The sequence below is a fragment of the Flavobacterium limnosediminis JC2902 genome (assembly GCF_000498535.1).
Classification (GTDB): domain Bacteria; phylum Bacteroidota; class Bacteroidia; order Flavobacteriales; family Flavobacteriaceae; genus Flavobacterium; species Flavobacterium limnosediminis.
The window spans coordinates 107,999-124,841 of record NZ_AVGG01000005.1; the positions used below are offsets into that span (position 1 = coordinate 107,999).

Annotated in this window: 13 protein-coding genes; 4 read left to right on the forward strand and 9 right to left on the reverse strand. The window is 33.5% G+C overall.

Annotated features, from left to right (window positions below):
- The first annotated feature begins 579 nt into the window (after positions 1–579).
- Positions 580–1,203 carry a hypothetical protein gene (locus FLJC2902T_RS06410; RefSeq protein WP_023578969.1) on the forward strand — a complete coding sequence of 208 codons (624 nt, stop codon included), beginning with the start codon at positions 580–582 and terminating at the stop codon, positions 1,201–1,203.
- A gap of 1,334 nt (positions 1,204–2,537) precedes the next feature.
- Here the strand turns inward: FLJC2902T_RS06410 and FLJC2902T_RS06420 are convergent.
- The 9 genes from FLJC2902T_RS06420 to FLJC2902T_RS06460 all read right to left on the reverse strand — a co-directional run bounded on the left by FLJC2902T_RS06420 (position 2,538) and on the right by FLJC2902T_RS06460 (position 9,368).
- Positions 2,538–3,428, reverse strand: a complete 891-nt coding sequence (locus FLJC2902T_RS06420; RefSeq protein ID WP_023578970.1) for a S1 family peptidase — start codon at positions 3,426–3,428, stop codon at positions 2,538–2,540.
- Positions 3,429–3,625: 197 nt separating this feature from the next.
- Entirely contained in the window at positions 3,626–4,078 is a 453-nt protein-coding gene (locus FLJC2902T_RS06425) for a hypothetical protein (protein WP_023578971.1), read from the reverse strand.
- An 81-nt stretch (positions 4,079–4,159) separates the two neighbouring features.
- Positions 4,160–4,480: an FRG domain-containing protein gene (locus tag FLJC2902T_RS06430; RefSeq protein WP_023578972.1), complete on the reverse strand. Its 321-nt coding sequence runs from the start codon at positions 4,478–4,480 to the stop codon at positions 4,160–4,162.
- 275 nt (positions 4,481–4,755) lie between these two features.
- Positions 4,756–5,400: a hypothetical protein gene (locus FLJC2902T_RS06435; protein ID WP_023578973.1), complete on the reverse strand. Its 645-nt coding sequence runs from the start codon at positions 5,398–5,400 to the stop codon at positions 4,756–4,758.
- A 168-nt stretch (positions 5,401–5,568) separates the two neighbouring features.
- The gene (locus tag FLJC2902T_RS15755) at positions 5,569–6,144 is read right to left on the reverse strand and encodes a hypothetical protein (protein ID WP_023578974.1); all 576 of its coding nucleotides are present in this window, start codon (positions 6,142–6,144) and stop codon (positions 5,569–5,571) included.
- A 185-nt stretch (positions 6,145–6,329) separates the two neighbouring features.
- A complete protein-coding gene (locus FLJC2902T_RS06445; RefSeq protein ID WP_023578975.1) occupies positions 6,330–7,022 on the reverse strand; it encodes a hypothetical protein in 693 nt (230 codons plus the stop codon).
- Positions 7,023–7,024: 2 nt separating this feature from the next.
- Complete coding sequence (locus FLJC2902T_RS06450) at positions 7,025–8,044, reverse strand: ComEC/Rec2 family competence protein (protein ID WP_023578976.1); 1,020 nt, start codon at positions 8,042–8,044, stop codon at positions 7,025–7,027.
- A gap of 294 nt (positions 8,045–8,338) precedes the next feature.
- Complete coding sequence (locus FLJC2902T_RS06455; protein ID WP_023578977.1) at positions 8,339–9,022, reverse strand: hypothetical protein; 684 nt, start codon at positions 9,020–9,022, stop codon at positions 8,339–8,341.
- Between the two features lie 109 nt (positions 9,023–9,131).
- Positions 9,132–9,368, reverse strand: coding sequence for a helix-turn-helix domain-containing protein (locus FLJC2902T_RS06460; RefSeq protein ID WP_035677718.1), 237 nt, complete (start codon positions 9,366–9,368; stop codon positions 9,132–9,134).
- 534 nt (positions 9,369–9,902) lie between these two features.
- On the opposite strand from FLJC2902T_RS06460, the gene FLJC2902T_RS06465 reads away from it, so the two are divergent.
- The 3 genes from FLJC2902T_RS06465 to FLJC2902T_RS06475 are packed head-to-tail and all read left to right on the forward strand — an operon-like array spanning position 9,903 to position 16,788.
- On the forward strand, positions 9,903–12,842 hold the full coding sequence (locus FLJC2902T_RS06465) for a SusC/RagA family TonB-linked outer membrane protein (protein ID WP_023578978.1): 2,940 nt from the start codon (positions 9,903–9,905) through the stop codon (positions 12,840–12,842).
- 12 nt (positions 12,843–12,854) lie between these two features.
- Positions 12,855–14,234, forward strand: a complete 1,380-nt coding sequence (locus tag FLJC2902T_RS06470) for a RagB/SusD family nutrient uptake outer membrane protein (protein ID WP_023578979.1) — start codon at positions 12,855–12,857, stop codon at positions 14,232–14,234.
- A 1-nt stretch (position 14,235) separates the two neighbouring features.
- Positions 14,236–16,788 (forward strand): alpha/beta hydrolase family protein, encoded by a 2,553-nt coding sequence (locus FLJC2902T_RS06475; protein WP_023578980.1) that lies wholly within the window; start codon positions 14,236–14,238, stop codon positions 16,786–16,788.
- The last annotated feature ends 55 nt before the right edge of the window (positions 16,789–16,843 follow it).

Consider the following 16,843-nt stretch of genomic DNA (forward strand, 5'->3'; position numbering starts at 1 on the left):
ATTTCATGAATATTTTTACTGTAAAGTAATCGTCTATTATCCTCAATACTTAATTTAGTATATCTAATATTAGAAACCAATCTTCTTACACAATAAAAATCTACAACAAAAATGTTCAAAAAAACCATTTAAACATATTTTTTGTTGTAAAAAAATAAATCGAACTAAAGTTTATAAGTATTGTATTGTTAATTCATTTTCTATTTTTATTAAATTGTCTTTTTTACATTCTATAAAAAAAGAACAACCATCAGACAAAATACTAAATAACAATAAATTACATTTTATTTTTTACTTTAAAAAAAATGAAGAAGAATTTTCTGTAACCATATTTGCTGTTTTCGGTATCAGTATTTTCACGTACACGATTTATGAAAATTAAATCTAATTTTGCAATCGCTTTTAAAAGCTAATTGTAATTACATCAAAGGGTTAGCTACCTTTAAAAAAACATGTGAAAATAAAGGTTGGGTTTTCAAATGTTTCGAGTTTCCAGCCAAAATAAAAAAGCAGCCTTATCGAAAAATATTTTGGACGAAATAAAATAAGACTGCAATTAATTTTTAAAAAACAAATATAATGAAAAAAATTCTTTTTGGGTTAATTACAATGACTATGCTATTTTCTTGCTCAAAAGAAAATGAGATTCAAAGTACAAATAATGGCAAAACATCAAGTAAAATTGATTCTGAGTTAGCGCAAAAATTAAGAGATAGAGTTTACGGAGCTTTATCTTCAAGCAAGATGGAAGATGAATTTGATTTTTTAAATGCAGAAAAGCTTTACACAGAAGACGGTGAATGTGTAATTGTTGCAAAATCAATAAATTTTGATGAAAAAAGTCTTTCAAATGAAACACTTACAATTGGTTATATTGAATCTGCTGACGAATTTTTTGGTGACCCAGTAATTATGAATGTTATAGATACTAAAGGTAATGATACTGAAATTACACTTGAATTATTAGATATTGATAGGGAATTAGTTTCAACAACTTACATTGATAAAGGTAATGAAACTGTAACTGGTGTAGAAAATTCTTCATATTCAAAAGCGAATTGTATAAGAAATTCATCGGGTTGTTTCCTTGATGCTTACAGTGGTCACGGTACAGCAAGTGTTCTCCTTACAATAACATCTGCTTTTATTCCTAAAACGACTATATTGGTTTATGCAACTTGTATGTATAAGAATTGTTTATAATTAAATTATGAAAAATTTACTTGTTTACTATATTAGTATTTTATCGCCTATTGGAATTTTAATTTGGATGGCTTTTAATTGCGAAAGCGAATGTTTTGTTTTAGGTGTATTATTATATTTCATTTATAGAAATTTTACTGATGGGTATAGACTTTATTCTTTAGGTTTGATTGCGAAGAAAGATATTTATAAGACAAACATTTGTCTTTATCAAATCAAATTTTTTAAAAGCTTATATTTTAAAAAATAAGTACTAGGATATTTCTTTCTATAGTGCTATTTAAAAAAGGTTCTGTAAAATTTTACAGAACCTTTTTGCTATTAAGAAGAAATTTATTTTTTAAAATGAAAAGTAAAAGAAAAACGATTTTGTTATCTTTCCTTTTTACTTATCTAGTTACCCATAAAACGATTCTTTTTCACTAAACAGTTCTACAATTTTTACACTGATTTAATCGATTTACAATCTAATCCATTTATTCCTGAGGAAATTATAAGGTAGCAGAGTTAATACTATTACCAATTATTACAATGATAGGAACTATGCAATCCTATACAGAGATTTTTTCGTATAAAAATCCTGATTATATAAGAACTGGTAAGTTTTTCAAGAATACATTGGCGATAATTTGTATTGGATTTACCTCTTATTCTGTTTATATTACATGGATGCAGCATTCTCAACTTCTTTCCCTAAATAATTCGACGTTATCTTTTCCGGTATTAAAATTTGTAAGTAAATTTATTTCTCTTTGTGATTTATTATCATGATCTGTATAAATTAGAGAATTGACTATTTGAAAACCTAATTCTCATAAAATTGATTCACCATATAGCTCTAATGGATAACCAGTTTTTTTAACCAATCTAAAATTTTTCCGTTCATTTTTGTCATAATTGCACACAACTCATAAATATACTCAAAACTCTTACTAATATATATGAGCATTTACTTATCTAAATTTCACCAAATAAACTACTATTCCACACCCTTGCTAATACTTAAAAACACGTGATTTCATACCCAATAAAACAAAAAAACGCCTTCCGACGTTTCTCTATTTCCTATTCCTGTTTTTGCAACTATAATTATACCGGGAATCTCTTTTATAATCAAACAGTCTCCCTCGAATCAAAACTCCAGCAATAACTATTATAACTAATCCAAATATTTCATACAATTTAATAGTTCAAAAATATTATAAGCAAAGTATGGCATATTAATCCCCTTTTTTGATAAACACTTCTTAATTAACAACAACTTTTAAGAAGTTTCAACTTCTCCTTAAAATCTCACTTGTTTAAAACCGCTGTTGTGTGCTACCCTTATTGAATTATGGAATTAAAGTCTTTTTAAACTCCAAAATTTCGCTAGCTTTTATGACGTAACCTAAATTCATTGGAATATTTGTTTGGACATTGGACATTGGATCTCCAGGATTAGTTTTTACAACTTTCCCTTCAACTGTATAGGTCGGTCCAGCATATAGAACCCCTAAAAAATAAAGTTTTACACCAATTTTTCCAACATAGGTTTCTTTATCTGTATATAAATCACGATACATTATAATTGGAGAACCGCTTGAGCCGCCAAACGCGGCGATATCTACTAAGAATTCTCTCTTTCCATTGTAATCTAAAAAAGGAGTTGTAGCTGTTATTCCTTCTCTAACAATCGGCATATTATTTTTTGTATCCCATAAGCCACTTGGATAGCCAATCATCCAAATATTTTCAATTGACTTCAACTCTTTTTTCTGAGTTTCATCATTTGGAATTCTATCTTCATCAGCTGCAATATAATAAACACCAATGTTTTTTTTAGCAAGTTCATCATAAATCCATGCTGTTGGTATAGCAACTAAATCAATATCTTTATTTGGATGTTGAATCACATTAGGAATCTTATTGGGAATTGTAACAACATATGCGGGACCGTAATCTGGCTCTCCATTTTTTTCTTTCTTAAAAAAAAGATTTATCGATATTGCACCATCAACAACATGTTTATTAGTTATAATTACTGGAACTACCTTCTTTTTATCTTTATCTGCGTAAAAATTGAAAAAAAATCCAGTTCCGGTATTTACTTGACTTCCATTAACCGCTTCAATTCGGATAGTTCCATTTAATAATTGTTCTGTTATATGCATTTTATTTTGTGCTTTAAAGTTAGATAGATGTAGGCAAAATAATATAGTAAGTAAGAATTTATATTTTTTCATGATGTTTAATTTTCAGTCAACCTATTTTAGGACGACGCATTGGAAAGGGTTGCACACAACGTCCCGCCGGCTTCGCGATGTTTGGGGAACGGTTAACCAAATGATCAATTTAAGATAAAGTTTACAAGTGCAAAACTACCCTAATTTTAAGCCTTAAAGCCCAAATTTCGCGAAACCACTGTTGTGTAAAGTACTTTTTATCCCATGTTACTTAAACTGTAACAATTCCCTATCATATTTCTGCAGTCTACTCTAAAAAACGATTTTGCAATTTTTTCTTCCTCTTCGCTTAATCTATCAGCTTCTGTTTTATAAAGTGTCATAAGCCTAGTTTGTTCCTTTAGTTGCTCAAATCCTTCTTTATATTTGTTTTCTAAAAAGCCATTGCTTACATATAGGCTGTCTTTATTGATAGAATATAAAGTTTCTAGTTCATTTAAAATGTTTTTTTTCTTGTTTTTTGGGATTCTTAGTTTTTCAATAAAGTAATTCTTAGAGTTCTTTTTTTGATACTCCCATAAGTCATAACTTTCTGTGGATAGTTCTTTATCAAGAGGAGCGTGACCCCATAGCATAAAACAACCAGATTGAGCTCTCATTCGCGGATTTATGACACTTGTATTGATAAATACTAACTCTTGGGTTTCCATAACTTTTTGTTCAAATGCAGAAAATATCGGATAATCATTTTGATTGCATACAAAAAGGGCACCATCGCTATCATTTTCACCTTAGCAAGCAAAAAACAATGAAATTAATATATCCATTGACCAATCCATTAATCTAGTAGGTATTTCATAATGCTGGCAAAGCATTAGCCATTCAAGGTCAAATTCAGTAAATGTTAATGGTGGTGTTGCTTGTTTGGGTTTAGTTGATAGTAAATTGCTTTCAAAATCAACAGTTTGGTATCTTTTAAAGGAATTATATCTGTAAATTGATGGTTGTAAAGTCCATTCAAAATTTGCTTGTCCTCTAAAACGAAATGTTGATTGGTTAAGATTTAGACTGTATGCATATTTTAAAGTATCTGTAACTGAGTTTATATTCATTTCCTTAAAGTTATTTAGTATTGTACACAACTCATAAATACATTCAACTGTTAATATAATTATGAGCACTTTATTTATCTCAAGCCGCTCAAATAAACAACTATTCCCAATCCTAATCAATACGTATAAACACGTAATTTCATGATTCAAAGACTTTACCAATCCATTCTACAAAAACAAAAAGATGCCTAATAGCATCTTTTGCATAAATAATAAATAAGTTTGAGTTTTGCCCTAAAACCCATTTGAATAAAACCGTTGTTAGGTGCTGGCGTTTATGACTCGTAGAAAATCCAATTGAGTTTTTCTTTTTTATTCCCCTGAATCACAGGTATTTTATTAATTATTTCATCTCTATGTTCTGCGCCGCAAATGAATAGAGCTTTGCGATAATCCAAGTGTTCACTATAATCATAAATATTGTGAAGCATTTGAATTTCGCGTTTATCGTGCAATTTCCTTTCTAAATCGTAGCGTTGTAATAGTTCAGTGTTATTTATTTCTAACAGAGTTGTTTTTTCGATTTGCCGTAATCCTCTCAACATTTCGGCACATTTTGGATTATTTATAAATGAATGTCCAAACTGATTTATCAACTTGAGCTTGTCATTAAGGAGCATTAAATATTCAGGATTCTTTTCAGCGATGATGCTATAGTTTCCAAATATTTCTGAAAAATCCGTTTCATAAGTATCAATTGGAAAATGCTTTGCAGTATAATTTTCGATATATTTTTTAACCGCTTTTGCCTCTAATGATTGAGGGGTATAACCTTTAAAATAAATATCCTCAAAAGTTTCATTACAAAGCTCTTCAAATATAACTTCTGGTTTTAACTTCTCGATTACATAATATAATTCAAGCCAATTACATTTGCCAGTTTCTAAATGAAAAGAAGAAAGAAAAATAACAGTTTTCATGGGCTATTTACGCTATAATTTTTATGCTAACGCCTAACATCTCGCCGGCTTTGAGAAGTTGGGGATTATTTGTACCTTAGTTTGTTTATTCCTAAAGCAGAATTTACAAAAAAAGTTTGGTTTTTCCCTAAAACACCAATTATTCGAAACCACTATTAGGCTCAGTAGCTATTTAAGACTTCTAAATTTTCTCCTATACGATTCTTCCTCTGTTTCAGACATATTTATAAACATTCTTAAAATATGGACTTCGTCCAAAGAAGTATATTTATTTCCTAAATCTTTTCTCATTGCTAATAATAATTCAGCAAACAATTTTAATGTTTTATATGAATCTTTTGAACCATTTACTTCTTCATTTGTGCTATTATTTCTAAATCTACCATATTTTTCAATTACATCGTCTGAAGCATAAAGTATATTATCGAAAGCTGTATCCATAGCATCAGCAATTTGCTTATTGTTTAGTGTGTTATTACCATTTTTAGTTTTAGTATTTTTTAATAATTCTCTAAATGGCCTTATTAAATCAGTATAATATTTTCTCTTTTCCTCGTAAATACGTTGCTTACTTTCTTTAATATCTTCTATGAACTTTGAAATAATAAAACCTATAGATCCAGAAATTAAAGTTAAAATAGTTGGATCAATTTTTTTTATATATTCTCCATTGTAGAAAATAAATACTATGATAGAAATTACTACTAAAAATAAAAGAAGTGTTTTTTTGTTTATCTTAATCATGAGTATGATTTTGTGCTGTGACGCCTAGCGTCCCGCCAGCTTGCTGCATGTGGGAAATTGTTTTCCCAAAAATATAAATTTAAGATAAAGTTTACAAACACAAGACCAACAAATAAATTAAGCCTTAAAGCCCCATTTTCATTAAACCGAGCTATGCTATGGCCTTTTTCTGTCGTCCGTTTATACTAGATGGTTAAAAATTGCTCGTAAAGAATTTTAGCATAATATTTCCCATATCTGCTTATTATAAATTTACTAAGCAAAATTGGTAAAAAGTAAATACAAGTTAGAATCCGACCTAGATTTCTTGTTGCCATGTCTCCTGTGTAATGTGAAGAAGCGACAACAATTAATGAAATTACAAATGCTAAAAATGAACCACCAATAAAATTTCTAAAAAAACCATATTCAATATTGTGTTGTAAAAGCAAAGTGTTGTCTCTTAAAAGATTTCTAATCTGTGAAACAGTTGTAGTTATTAGCTTTCTTGCTCTCTGCTCATCTGCTGATTCTTCAATTAAAGTAAGCAGAATTATGTCGAACTTGTTTTTTATTTTGTCTTCTATTTTTTGTTTTATACCTGTTTCAAGTTCACCATTTGATTTAAGCAAAAGGTTTGTCGTTGGCATATTTATTTCATCTTTAAAATAAAGTCTCTGAAATATTTCTTTGGATAAAAACCGATTTATCTGGACAAGTAAAAAAATAATTGCTCCTGAAAAAATAACATTAGTAATCGTTGGTAATCCAGTGTAAATACTTTCAAGTTTGTCGTGATAAATATTTGATACAAACTTGTTGTATAGTATTATTGCTGGTATTGATGTTAATACAGTTGGAAAAAGTCTTGCTTTAAAATAATAATTATTGATTGCCATATTTATTTAGCTGTTAATTGACATATAGAGTAGGCCTTATGTGTTGTATTGTATGTTGGAATACCCCAACCACGTTTTGCTTTGAAATCTTTTGCGAACTCAGCGTTTTTAACATATAGATTAATATGTTGACTAGAAATATCAAGAATTATATAACCCGCTTGGTTATTTGTAATTCTTGTTCCAGGATATTTGGCATATGCTAAGTGGTTAGAATTTGCATTACCAAAAAGTGTTATTGTTGGCGTAAGTGACTTTAAAAAATCAAAATTTCTATTTGAATCTCTTCCATGGTGAGGAGCAAATAAAATATCAATATTTTTCACTTTCTCAGCATGATTAGTTACGATGTGTTCCCATGTCAAATCTTCACTATCACCTGCAAATAAAATTTTCCAATGACCTCCAGTTGCTTTTGGAGGAGTATAAAGAATTACATACGAGGAATCATTCCAATTCCCTTTGTCGTTACAAGCTTTAACAATTGAAGGAGTTGGAGACAAAATCTCAATATTATCTTGATTGTAATAAAGGTTGGAGTTATTAGAAAAATATGTTAATCGTGTGCTTGGAGATATTTTTCCGTCCCTAAGGCTTTTATAAAATTTCCAATCTTCTAAGTTGTATCCTCCAGAGCCCGCTTTATCAGATATTTCTTTTTTATTATCAGTGTCCCAGAAATTTGTAATTGAAAATTCGTCAAAAAGGTCTTTTATTCCATCAAGATGGTCCATGTCTGGATGAGTAACAATGAATCTAAAAATATTCTGTATACCCTTTTCTTTAAGGTAAAATATTGGATTATCAGGATTCTTTTTCTGTTTATAGTCTTTTTTATCAGAAGGTACTTGCGTTCTTTCATACATGGCTCTTCTCAACTCCGAATTTTTAACAGCAATCTCTTCAACTGTATCATAATCATTATAACCATTACTTATGTCAATTACTGTCGTTCTCCCAGTATCATGTTGTATTATGTTACAGTCTCCTTCTAAGACGTTTAAAAAATGAATTATTGCCATATTTATTGTTTGCTATTTAATGTTCTTATGCTGATTTTAGGCTTATGAATAACTCATAAATATATTCAACTGTTAATATAATTATGAGCTCTTTATTTATTTCAAGCCTCTCAAAAAAACAAATAATCCCTCTCCCATGCAATACGTATAAACACGTATTTTCATGATTCAAAGACTTTATCAATCATTCTACAAAAACAAAAAGATGCCTAAGGCATCTTTTGTATAAACAATTAATAAGTTTTTAGTTTTTCCCTAAACCCACTTGCTCAAAACCACCGTTGGTGGTAGTTTTTAATTAGTTTTACCTTCACCATTTTGTTTAATAATCAAATTTGGGGTTTGATCGTTTAGGTTAGTTCTGTCTGTTGGTGGAACGTGAGGAATTAACCTCTCAGGATTAGGTTTATTCTCAGTTCCAGATTTTGAGTTGTCTTTTTCCGTTGCCATATTATTTTGTTTTATTATTTCGACTTTAGTTGTTTTTTCTTTTAATTCAGGTTTACAAAACTTGTTTACCAAAAGTAATGAACTTGAAAATATTATAGCAATAACTGTAGAATTAATTGCTAAAAAGTAATTAACATTTATACGATCAATAATTGTTTTATTGTCATTAAAAGAGCAGCGATTAGCTCCGATTTCATACAATAGAATTTCTTCATATGATTTATTTACTAGCTCATCAACTTTATCGATATGAAATCCCTGATCTAATGATTTTGTTTTTAAAACTCCAATAAGAAGAACTATTGCATAAAGTAAGATTGCAACAGGTAAAATTGAAATTATTTTCACATATAAGTAGCTATCATCCAGTCCATTTAGAAAAAAAGGGATAAATAATGCGATCACAGTTATTATGGAACCGGAATTTGCATGTTTCTGTCTATATGAATTCAGTTGCTTATCAATAAAATCTGATGTTTTTTGAGCCAAAAACTCTAAGTCTTTTGAATTTATTTGTTCTTCGTTCATTTGAAAACGTAATGTTGTAAAATTTCCACTAATGCATAAATATACTCAACAACGAATATTAACATTAAAATTTTACTGATAAAGATCTTGTAGAGCATCTTCAAAATTGCTACAAGGGCTTCTCAGGCCAAAAATCTTTTGGAGAACAATCAAGAGCTTTAGCTATTTCATTAAGATGGCTAATATTATATTTTGCCTTTTTTGAAGGGGCTTCAATTTGAGAAATAAATGTAATGTTTTTACCAATTGATAACGATAGTTGTTCTTGAGTAACCCCTTTGGTTTCTCTTATTTCTCTGACTTTAGAGATAATATAGCGTTCTATTTTAACTAACGATTCATGCATAGTCAAATTGAAAGAAAAAACAATCATTTCGTTATGTACTATAATACATATTTAAAATATTTTTTTATATTTGTATTTCGATTACATTGATTGATGTAATTTTGCGATTCTTCAAATACAATATTGAAGCATTCGCTTTGAATCTCGTTTCAGAAAATTGGCGTTTTTTAAAACCACGAGATGATAAGTAAGATGCTCACGACCTTATAGGCGTGGGCTCACTTATTTGTGGTTGGGTATGCCAATGCCTCTGAAACGATAAGCTGAGTTCCGCGCCTTTTTTATATCTGCAACTCATAGATTCTTAGCATTTACTTCTTTTTTTTTAAGTTTCGCAGTTAATTATTTTAACTACTAAACTTGTATGCCTATGTTACAATAAAACTACAAACAAAAATGACTTCCTACCTCGTCGCCAAACTCGTTAGGAAGCCAAGAGTAAACAAAACTTTCGTTTCATTTAACCAATCCAATACTATGAAAAATTTTTCATTTTGTAGGCATAGGCTGGAAATATTTTGTCTTATTTTTTCAGTGCTGCCATTCACTTTACACGCTAAAAGCGTACCTCCAGTAATCGAACTGCAAACCCATACGGTAACGGGTACCGTTTCGGACAACTCCGGCACTTTGCCTGGAGTAAGCATTTCAATTAAAAATTCCAATAAGGGAACAATCTCCGGTAGCAACGGTTCATACGCAATCGAGGCTCAACCTAATGATACCTTGGTGTTTTCTTTTATCGGTTACAAAACAAGGTTCATTCCTGTAAATGGTCAAAAAACAATTAACATAACCTTACAGGAAGATGCAACCCAATTACAGGAAGTAAAGGTTAACGCAGGCTACTATTCCGTCAAAGAAAAGGAACGCACGGGCAGTATCGCAAAAGTTAAAGCAGCCGATATCGAAAAACAGCCGGTAAGCAATCCATTAGCAGCTATGCAAGGCCGAATGTCTGGAGTAAGCATCACACAAACCACCGGTAATCCCGGAGGTAGTTTCAACGTTCAGGTTCGGGGTATAAATTCCATTCGCAGTGATGGTAATTCACCGCTTTATATTGTAGATGGGGTGCCTTTCGCCTCACAATCACTCAGCAACGAAAACATTTCGGTTGGGTCACTCCCGGGTACTGTAAGCCCGTTAAACAGCATCAACCCTTCCGACATCGAAAGTATCGAGGTACTTAAAGATGCCGATGCCACCGCTATTTATGGTTCCCGCGGCGCAAATGGGGTTGTTCTCATCACAACAAAAAAAGGAAAAGCAGGGCAAACCCGTTTCAATATTCAAACATACAGTTCCATAGGCAAAGTCACCCGCAGGATGGATTTAATGAATACGGAGCAATACCTCGCAATGCGGGCAGAAGCTTTTGTAAACGATGGTATCACAACATACCCTGATAATGCCTACGACATAAATGGAACCTGGGATCCCAACAGCTATACAGATTGGCAGGAGGAACTTATCGGTGGTACTGCTTTCATCAACAATGCACAGGCATCGGTCTCAGGAGGTAGCGAAACAACTCAATTCTTGTTAAATGGTGCATACCGGCACGAAACTTCCGTTTATCCGGGAGACGAATCATACAAAAAGGGTTCAGTCCACGGTAGTATAAGACACAAATCGGCTAACAATAGGTTCAATCTTAATTTTTCAGCCGACTATTCCGGTGATAAAAACACGCTCCCCGGTCTTGACCTCACACCTTTAGCATACACTCTGGCACCAAATGCACCTGCTTTATATGATGCCAACGGAAACCTGAATTGGGAAAATGGAACATTCAACAATCCGTTAGCGTATCTCGAAGGGGAATATTTGGTTACCACCGGTAACCTCATTTCAAATGCTGTGCTGTCTTACAAATTACATTCAAATCTGGAACTAAAAACATCTTTAGGCTACAATGAAATGCGTATTTCCGAAAAACGCACCATTCCTACAACAATGTTCAATCCGGCTCTTGAATTAGGTCTCGATGCGGCCCGTTTGTATTTAAACAACGGAAATACCAAATCGTGGATTATAGAACCTCAACTCAATTGGAAAAAGATTTGGTCACAAATTAAATTGGAAGCACTTATCGGTACAACATTCCAACAGCAAAAAACACAGCTGTTGGCTCAGGCTGGTTCCGGTTTTCCGGGGAATTCAATGATCAATAACATTGCTGCAGCATCAAATATCGAAATCCTAAACAATTCGGTTACGGATTATAAATATCAGGCGATTTTCGGCCGTATAAATGTTAATTGGAAAGAAAAGTATATAGTCAACCTTACCGGACGCAGGGATGGTTCAAGCCGTTTCGGCCCTGAGAACCGTTTTGCAAATTTCGGAGCAATTGGCACTGCATGGGTATTCTCTAAGGAACCGATATTCGAAAAAATCAGCAACACGCTGAGTTTTGGAAAAATCAGGGGTAGCTACGGCATAACCGGAAACGACCAAATTGGAGACTATCAGTATCTCGATACTTACGAGGTCACTCCGAATATCTATAACGGCACAACCGGAATTCAGCCAACACGTTTGTTCAATCCCAATTTTGGTTGGGAAACCAATAAAAAACTGGAAATGGCCTTAGAGCTGGGCTTCCTCAGAGATAATATATTGGTAACAGCGGCCTATTTCAACAACAAATCATCAAATCAATTGGTAGGTATTCCATTACCGGGCACAACAGGTTTTTCATCCATTCAGTCAAACTTGGGTGCCACGGTTCAAAACACTGGTCTGGAAATAGATATAAGAACGGTAAACTATAACCGAAAAGGCTTTAATTGGAATACTATGCTAAATTTTACGGCGCCAAAGAATAAACTAACAGAATTCCCGGGGTTAATAGGTTCTACTTACGAAAACATGCTGGTCATAGGCCAACCGCTTAGTATTGTCAAAACCTATCATTATACAGGTATAGACCCTGTTACAGGTTTGTTCACTTTTGAAGATTATAATGGTGATGGTCAGATCACGGCAACAGACGACAAAAAATATGTAGCCGATACTTCTGTGGAATACTATGGAGGTCTTACAAATCAGGTAACCTACAAAAATTGGACGTTGGATTTTCTGTTTCAATTTGTAAAACAACAGGCCAGAAACTATAGATATAGCACCGCCATGCCGGGAACGCTTTCAAATCAACCTTTGGATATACTCGATAACGAATCACATCAATTGTACTCCACTGGAGAAAACCCCGATGCTGTGGATGCTTATATGAAATATATTGATAGTGATGTTACTATTTCTGACGCTTCTTTTATCCGTCTTAAAAGTCTTGGTTTATCCTACTCGGTTCCGTCAGGATGGTCAAAATCTGCTTCTGCCAAAGTATATGTCCAAGGCCAAAACTTAGCAACAATTACGAACTATAAAGGAGCCGATCCGGAAACACATTCTTTCTACCTCCCTCCACTACGTCAATTCACTTTAGGGGTTCAATTAGAATTTTAAAACAAAAGTAAAATGAAAAACAATAAATACATCAGGATAATCGCAATCGCATTTTTAGCATTAGGCTTTTATGGTTGTGATAGTTTTACCGAAGTAGGACTTCCGGAAACCCAACTTACAGGTCCGGCAGTTTTTGAAGAAGCGTCAACCGCAAACGCAGCATTGGCCAACATATACGCAAGAATGCGGGAAGGCGGTATGGTATCAGGTACTGCCTATGGGCTTTCAAGTCTTATGGGTAATTACTCAGACGAACTCATTTTTTATAGCAACAACATGGAATTACAACAATTCAATTTACACACACTTACACCTTCAAACGGTTTGCTGTCCACGCTGTGGAATACAACATACAGCCATATTTACGAAACAAATGCCCTCATCGAAGGGATCAATGCTTCATCCGCATTAACAGAAACCGATCGTAATAGGCTTCGTGGTGAAGCGTTATTTATCAGGGGGTATCTTCACTTTTATTTGACCAATCTGTTTGGATCGGTACCCTACATCACTACAACAGATTATCATTTAAATTCCAAGGCAGTTAAAGTACCCGAAGCACAAGTGTATCAGGCAATAATTAACGATTTAACCGAATCCGAAAGCCTTGTTTCAGAAGAATACCCAACTACGGAAAGAGTTAACCCAAATAAAGCAGTTGTAAAAGCCCTATTGGCACGCATCCACCTTTACCTTCAGAATTGGTCACAGGCAGAAGCCTATGCAACAGAAGTCATAAACAATCCGCTTTACAATTGGGAACCAAATGTTGCAAATGTATTTCTCAAATCCAACCCGGGAATTATAATGGCATTACATCCGGGAATTGCAGGTGCAAACACAAAAGATGCCAGGACATTTATCTTTTCATTTGGACCACCTTCCAAACCTGCCCTGTCGCCTGATTTGGTAAACAATTTCGAAACAGGAGATTTAAGAAAAACAAATTGGGTAAAAACGGTACCCGGTGTAAGCAACACTTGGTTCTGTTCTTTCAAGTACAAGAAAACGTTAAACACGGGTACGTCACAAGAATACACCATTCTTTTTCGTTTAGCGGAACAATACCTTATTCGTGCCGAAGCGAGAGCACATCTTGGTAACATAGAGGGTTCGCAACAGGATTTGAATAAAATAAGAACTCGTGCCGGATTACCGGATACTCCAGCCAATGATTCCTCCTCTTTGATTACTGCAATTTTAAAAGAACGTCGGATGGAGCTGTTTACAGAAATGGGACACCGGTGGTTCGATTTAAAACGAACCGGCACAGCAGCTGATGTACTCAGCCCTATAAAACCGGGATGGGAAGACACGCAGGTGGTATTACCGTTACCGGAATCAGAACTGATGCTAAACAATAATTTATTACCACAAAATCCGGGATATTAAAATGAAAAATAAAGCTAACTATAGTTTTATTTGGTTTGGGTTAGTTTTTCTTTTACAGGTTGGCTACGGCCAACCTGCTAAAAGATGTTTATCCTTATCAGATTATGACAAACTATGTCAGATAACAAATAACAAATTATCTGCTAATGGCAATTGGGCTTCCTATAAGCTTCAATACGACAATGGCGTTGATACTATTGTTGTTCAGAATACAAATTCAAATAAAAAATTATTATTCCCTTCAGCAACAGACATCACATTTAGTGATAATGAAAAATGGGTTATAATAAAAAATGCTGAAAACAAGGTATTACTGCAAAGTCTTGATACAAATCAAAGTCATGAGTATCAATCCGTCACACAATCGGAATTCATCCTTCAAAACAAGTGGATGGTAGTGTTATCCAAAACCAATGACGTTTCAAACCTCATCCTTAAAAATTTGACCACGGGGAAGGAAATAGCATTTAATGGAGTAACACAATATACTTTGAGCAAAAAAGGAAAAATTGCCGTCGCAAATGATACACTGATTAACCTCATAGATCCGGACGAAAATTTTCAATCCTCAAAAATAGTGAGCCAAAGCAACGGAAGATTTAAAAAAATGCTTTGGAGCAATAGCGGTAATAAGTTGGCAATTGTGCAACAACAAAATCAGGCAGGCTTACTCAGACCAAAACATTCGCTTTATTGCTATACTGATAAAAATAAAGTAACTATAGAGATAGATCATGCAAGTAAACAACTGGAAAATCAAATTATCGTAACACCATTGGGAATCCCTTCCGTATCGTTTTCAAAAGATGAAAACACCCTCTTTTTTTACCGGTCTTCTCCTGTTAACAAAACCGATAAAGACACAGTTGAGGTGTGGGACGCCTCTACCCCACTCGAATATCCAATGCAGGAATACCATGGAAATCCCGATTTCTTACCAAAATTAACAGCATGGTCACTTACTGACAATACCATAAAAGAGGTTGCAACCAATACATTACCACAGTCACGTTTACTACCGGGAGGAAAAAAAGCAATACTTTTTAATAAATTAGACTACGAACCCCAAATTGAGTTTGCGGCACCCGCCAATTTTTACATTACCGACATTCAAAGTGGTGCAAAATGGTTATTTCTCGAAAAATACACAACGGCAATAGCAGTAATGGGAGCATCACCTAACGGACAATTCATAAATTATTTTCGTGATAAACATTGGTGGATTTATGATACAGAAAAAAATAAACACTTCAATTTAACCGCAAAACTTAATACGACTTTCTCCGATGGTGAAAGACACGAACCGGGTGACTTACCACCTTATGGCAACCCTGGCTGGTCCGTTGATGGAAAATATCTTATTATATACGACCAATACGACACATGGTTACTGCCTGTAAATGGTCAAACACCGCAAAGAATAACGTTGGGCCGTGAATCTGAAATAAAATTTAGCATCTTCGAAGATAATCCTCAAGGTAGCGAACTCAATACAAACTACTATAATCTGTCTGATGGATTATTCTTGATGGGTAAAGCTGAAAATATGGACAGTGGTTGGTTTAAATGGATGCCAAATAAATCCGTAGATAAAATAACCTATAAAGCTGTAAAAACAAGTTGCTTTCGAAAAGCACTCAATTCAGATAAATATAGTTGGATAGAAGAAAGTATTGCTGTTCCGCCTCGATTAATGTTTTCAAAAAATGGAAATGGTGCTGAAAAAACAGTATATCAGTCAAACGAAAAATATAAAAACTACGATTGGGGAAAAAGTACTTTAGTATCTTACAAAACAGCATTTAACGATAGCTTACAAGGAGTATTATATTACCCGGCTAATTACCAAGAGGGTAAAAAATACCCTATGATTGTATACATCTATGAAAAACTCTCTGATCGATTACATAATTTTGAAAGACCGGTATTAGCTAAAGAGGATGGTTTTCCGCTTGCAAACTATCTTCAGGATGACTATTTAGTCCTCCTCCCGGATATTAGTTACCAAATTGGAAAACCGGGAAATTCTGCTCTTGAATGTGTTACCGCTGCTGTTGAAAGTGTTAAATCTTTAGGAGTGGTTAATCAAAATAAAATGGGTCTGATCGGCCATTCCTTTGGTGGCTACGAAGTAGCCTATATAATCTCAAAGTCTAATCTTTTTGCAACAGCTGTTCAAGGATCTGGTATAATCGATTTTATCAACTATTACCTTTCAATGCATTGGGAAACGGAACATTCGAACATGTGGCGTTTTGAAACCGGACAACAAAGGATGGAAAAACCTCTTTATGATGATTTTAATGCTTATCTGGCTAATTCCCCCATTGCCCAGGCTGCGGGAATAAATACACCACTTTTAAGCTGGTCTGGAAAAGCGGATAAAAATGTAAATTACAATCAAAGTATGGCGTTACACTTAGCATTACGAAGGCTGGGTAGAAAAAATGTCTTCCTTGTTTATCCTGAAGAGCCGCATATTCTTTTAAATAAAAAAAATCAAATCGACTTAACCGCAAGAATACACAACTGGTTCAACACTTATCTCAAGTAAGAACAAAAAAGTGCATTACCCGTCCCCAAAAACAGTGAGTGAAAATCACTGTTTT

Excerpts from the sequence above, each read along its gene's own strand:
- FLJC2902T_RS06425 (WP_023578971.1), bottom strand. The coding sequence starts at position 4,078 with ATGGAAACCCAAGAGTTAGTATTTATCAATACAAGTGTCATAAATCCG.
- FLJC2902T_RS06445 (WP_023578975.1), bottom strand. The coding sequence starts at position 7,022 with ATGGCAATCAATAATTATTATTTTAAAGCAAGACTTTTTCCAACTGTA.
- FLJC2902T_RS06435 (WP_023578973.1), bottom strand. The coding sequence starts at position 5,400 with ATGAAAACTGTTATTTTTCTTTCTTCTTTTCATTTAGAAACTGGCAAA.
- FLJC2902T_RS06450 (WP_023578976.1), bottom strand. The coding sequence starts at position 8,044 with ATGGCAATAATTCATTTTTTAAACGTCTTAGAAGGAGACTGTAACATA.
- FLJC2902T_RS06470 (WP_023578979.1), top strand. The coding sequence starts at position 12,855 with ATGAAAAACAATAAATACATCAGGATAATCGCAATCGCATTTTTAGCA.
- FLJC2902T_RS15755 (WP_023578974.1), bottom strand. The coding sequence starts at position 6,144 with ATGATTAAGATAAACAAAAAAACACTTCTTTTATTTTTAGTAGTAATT.
- FLJC2902T_RS06455 (WP_023578977.1), bottom strand. The coding sequence starts at position 9,022 with ATGAACGAAGAACAAATAAATTCAAAAGACTTAGAGTTTTTGGCTCAA.
- FLJC2902T_RS06460 (WP_035677718.1), bottom strand. The coding sequence starts at position 9,368 with ATGCATGAATCGTTAGTTAAAATAGAACGCTATATTATCTCTAAAGTC.
- FLJC2902T_RS06420 (WP_023578970.1), bottom strand. The coding sequence starts at position 3,428 with ATGAAAAAATATAAATTCTTACTTACTATATTATTTTGCCTACATCTA.
- FLJC2902T_RS06410 (WP_023578969.1), top strand. The coding sequence starts at position 580 with ATGAAAAAAATTCTTTTTGGGTTAATTACAATGACTATGCTATTTTCT.
- FLJC2902T_RS06475 (WP_023578980.1), top strand. The coding sequence starts at position 14,236 with ATGAAAAATAAAGCTAACTATAGTTTTATTTGGTTTGGGTTAGTTTTT.
- FLJC2902T_RS06430 (WP_023578972.1), bottom strand. The coding sequence starts at position 4,480 with ATGAATATAAACTCAGTTACAGATACTTTAAAATATGCATACAGTCTA.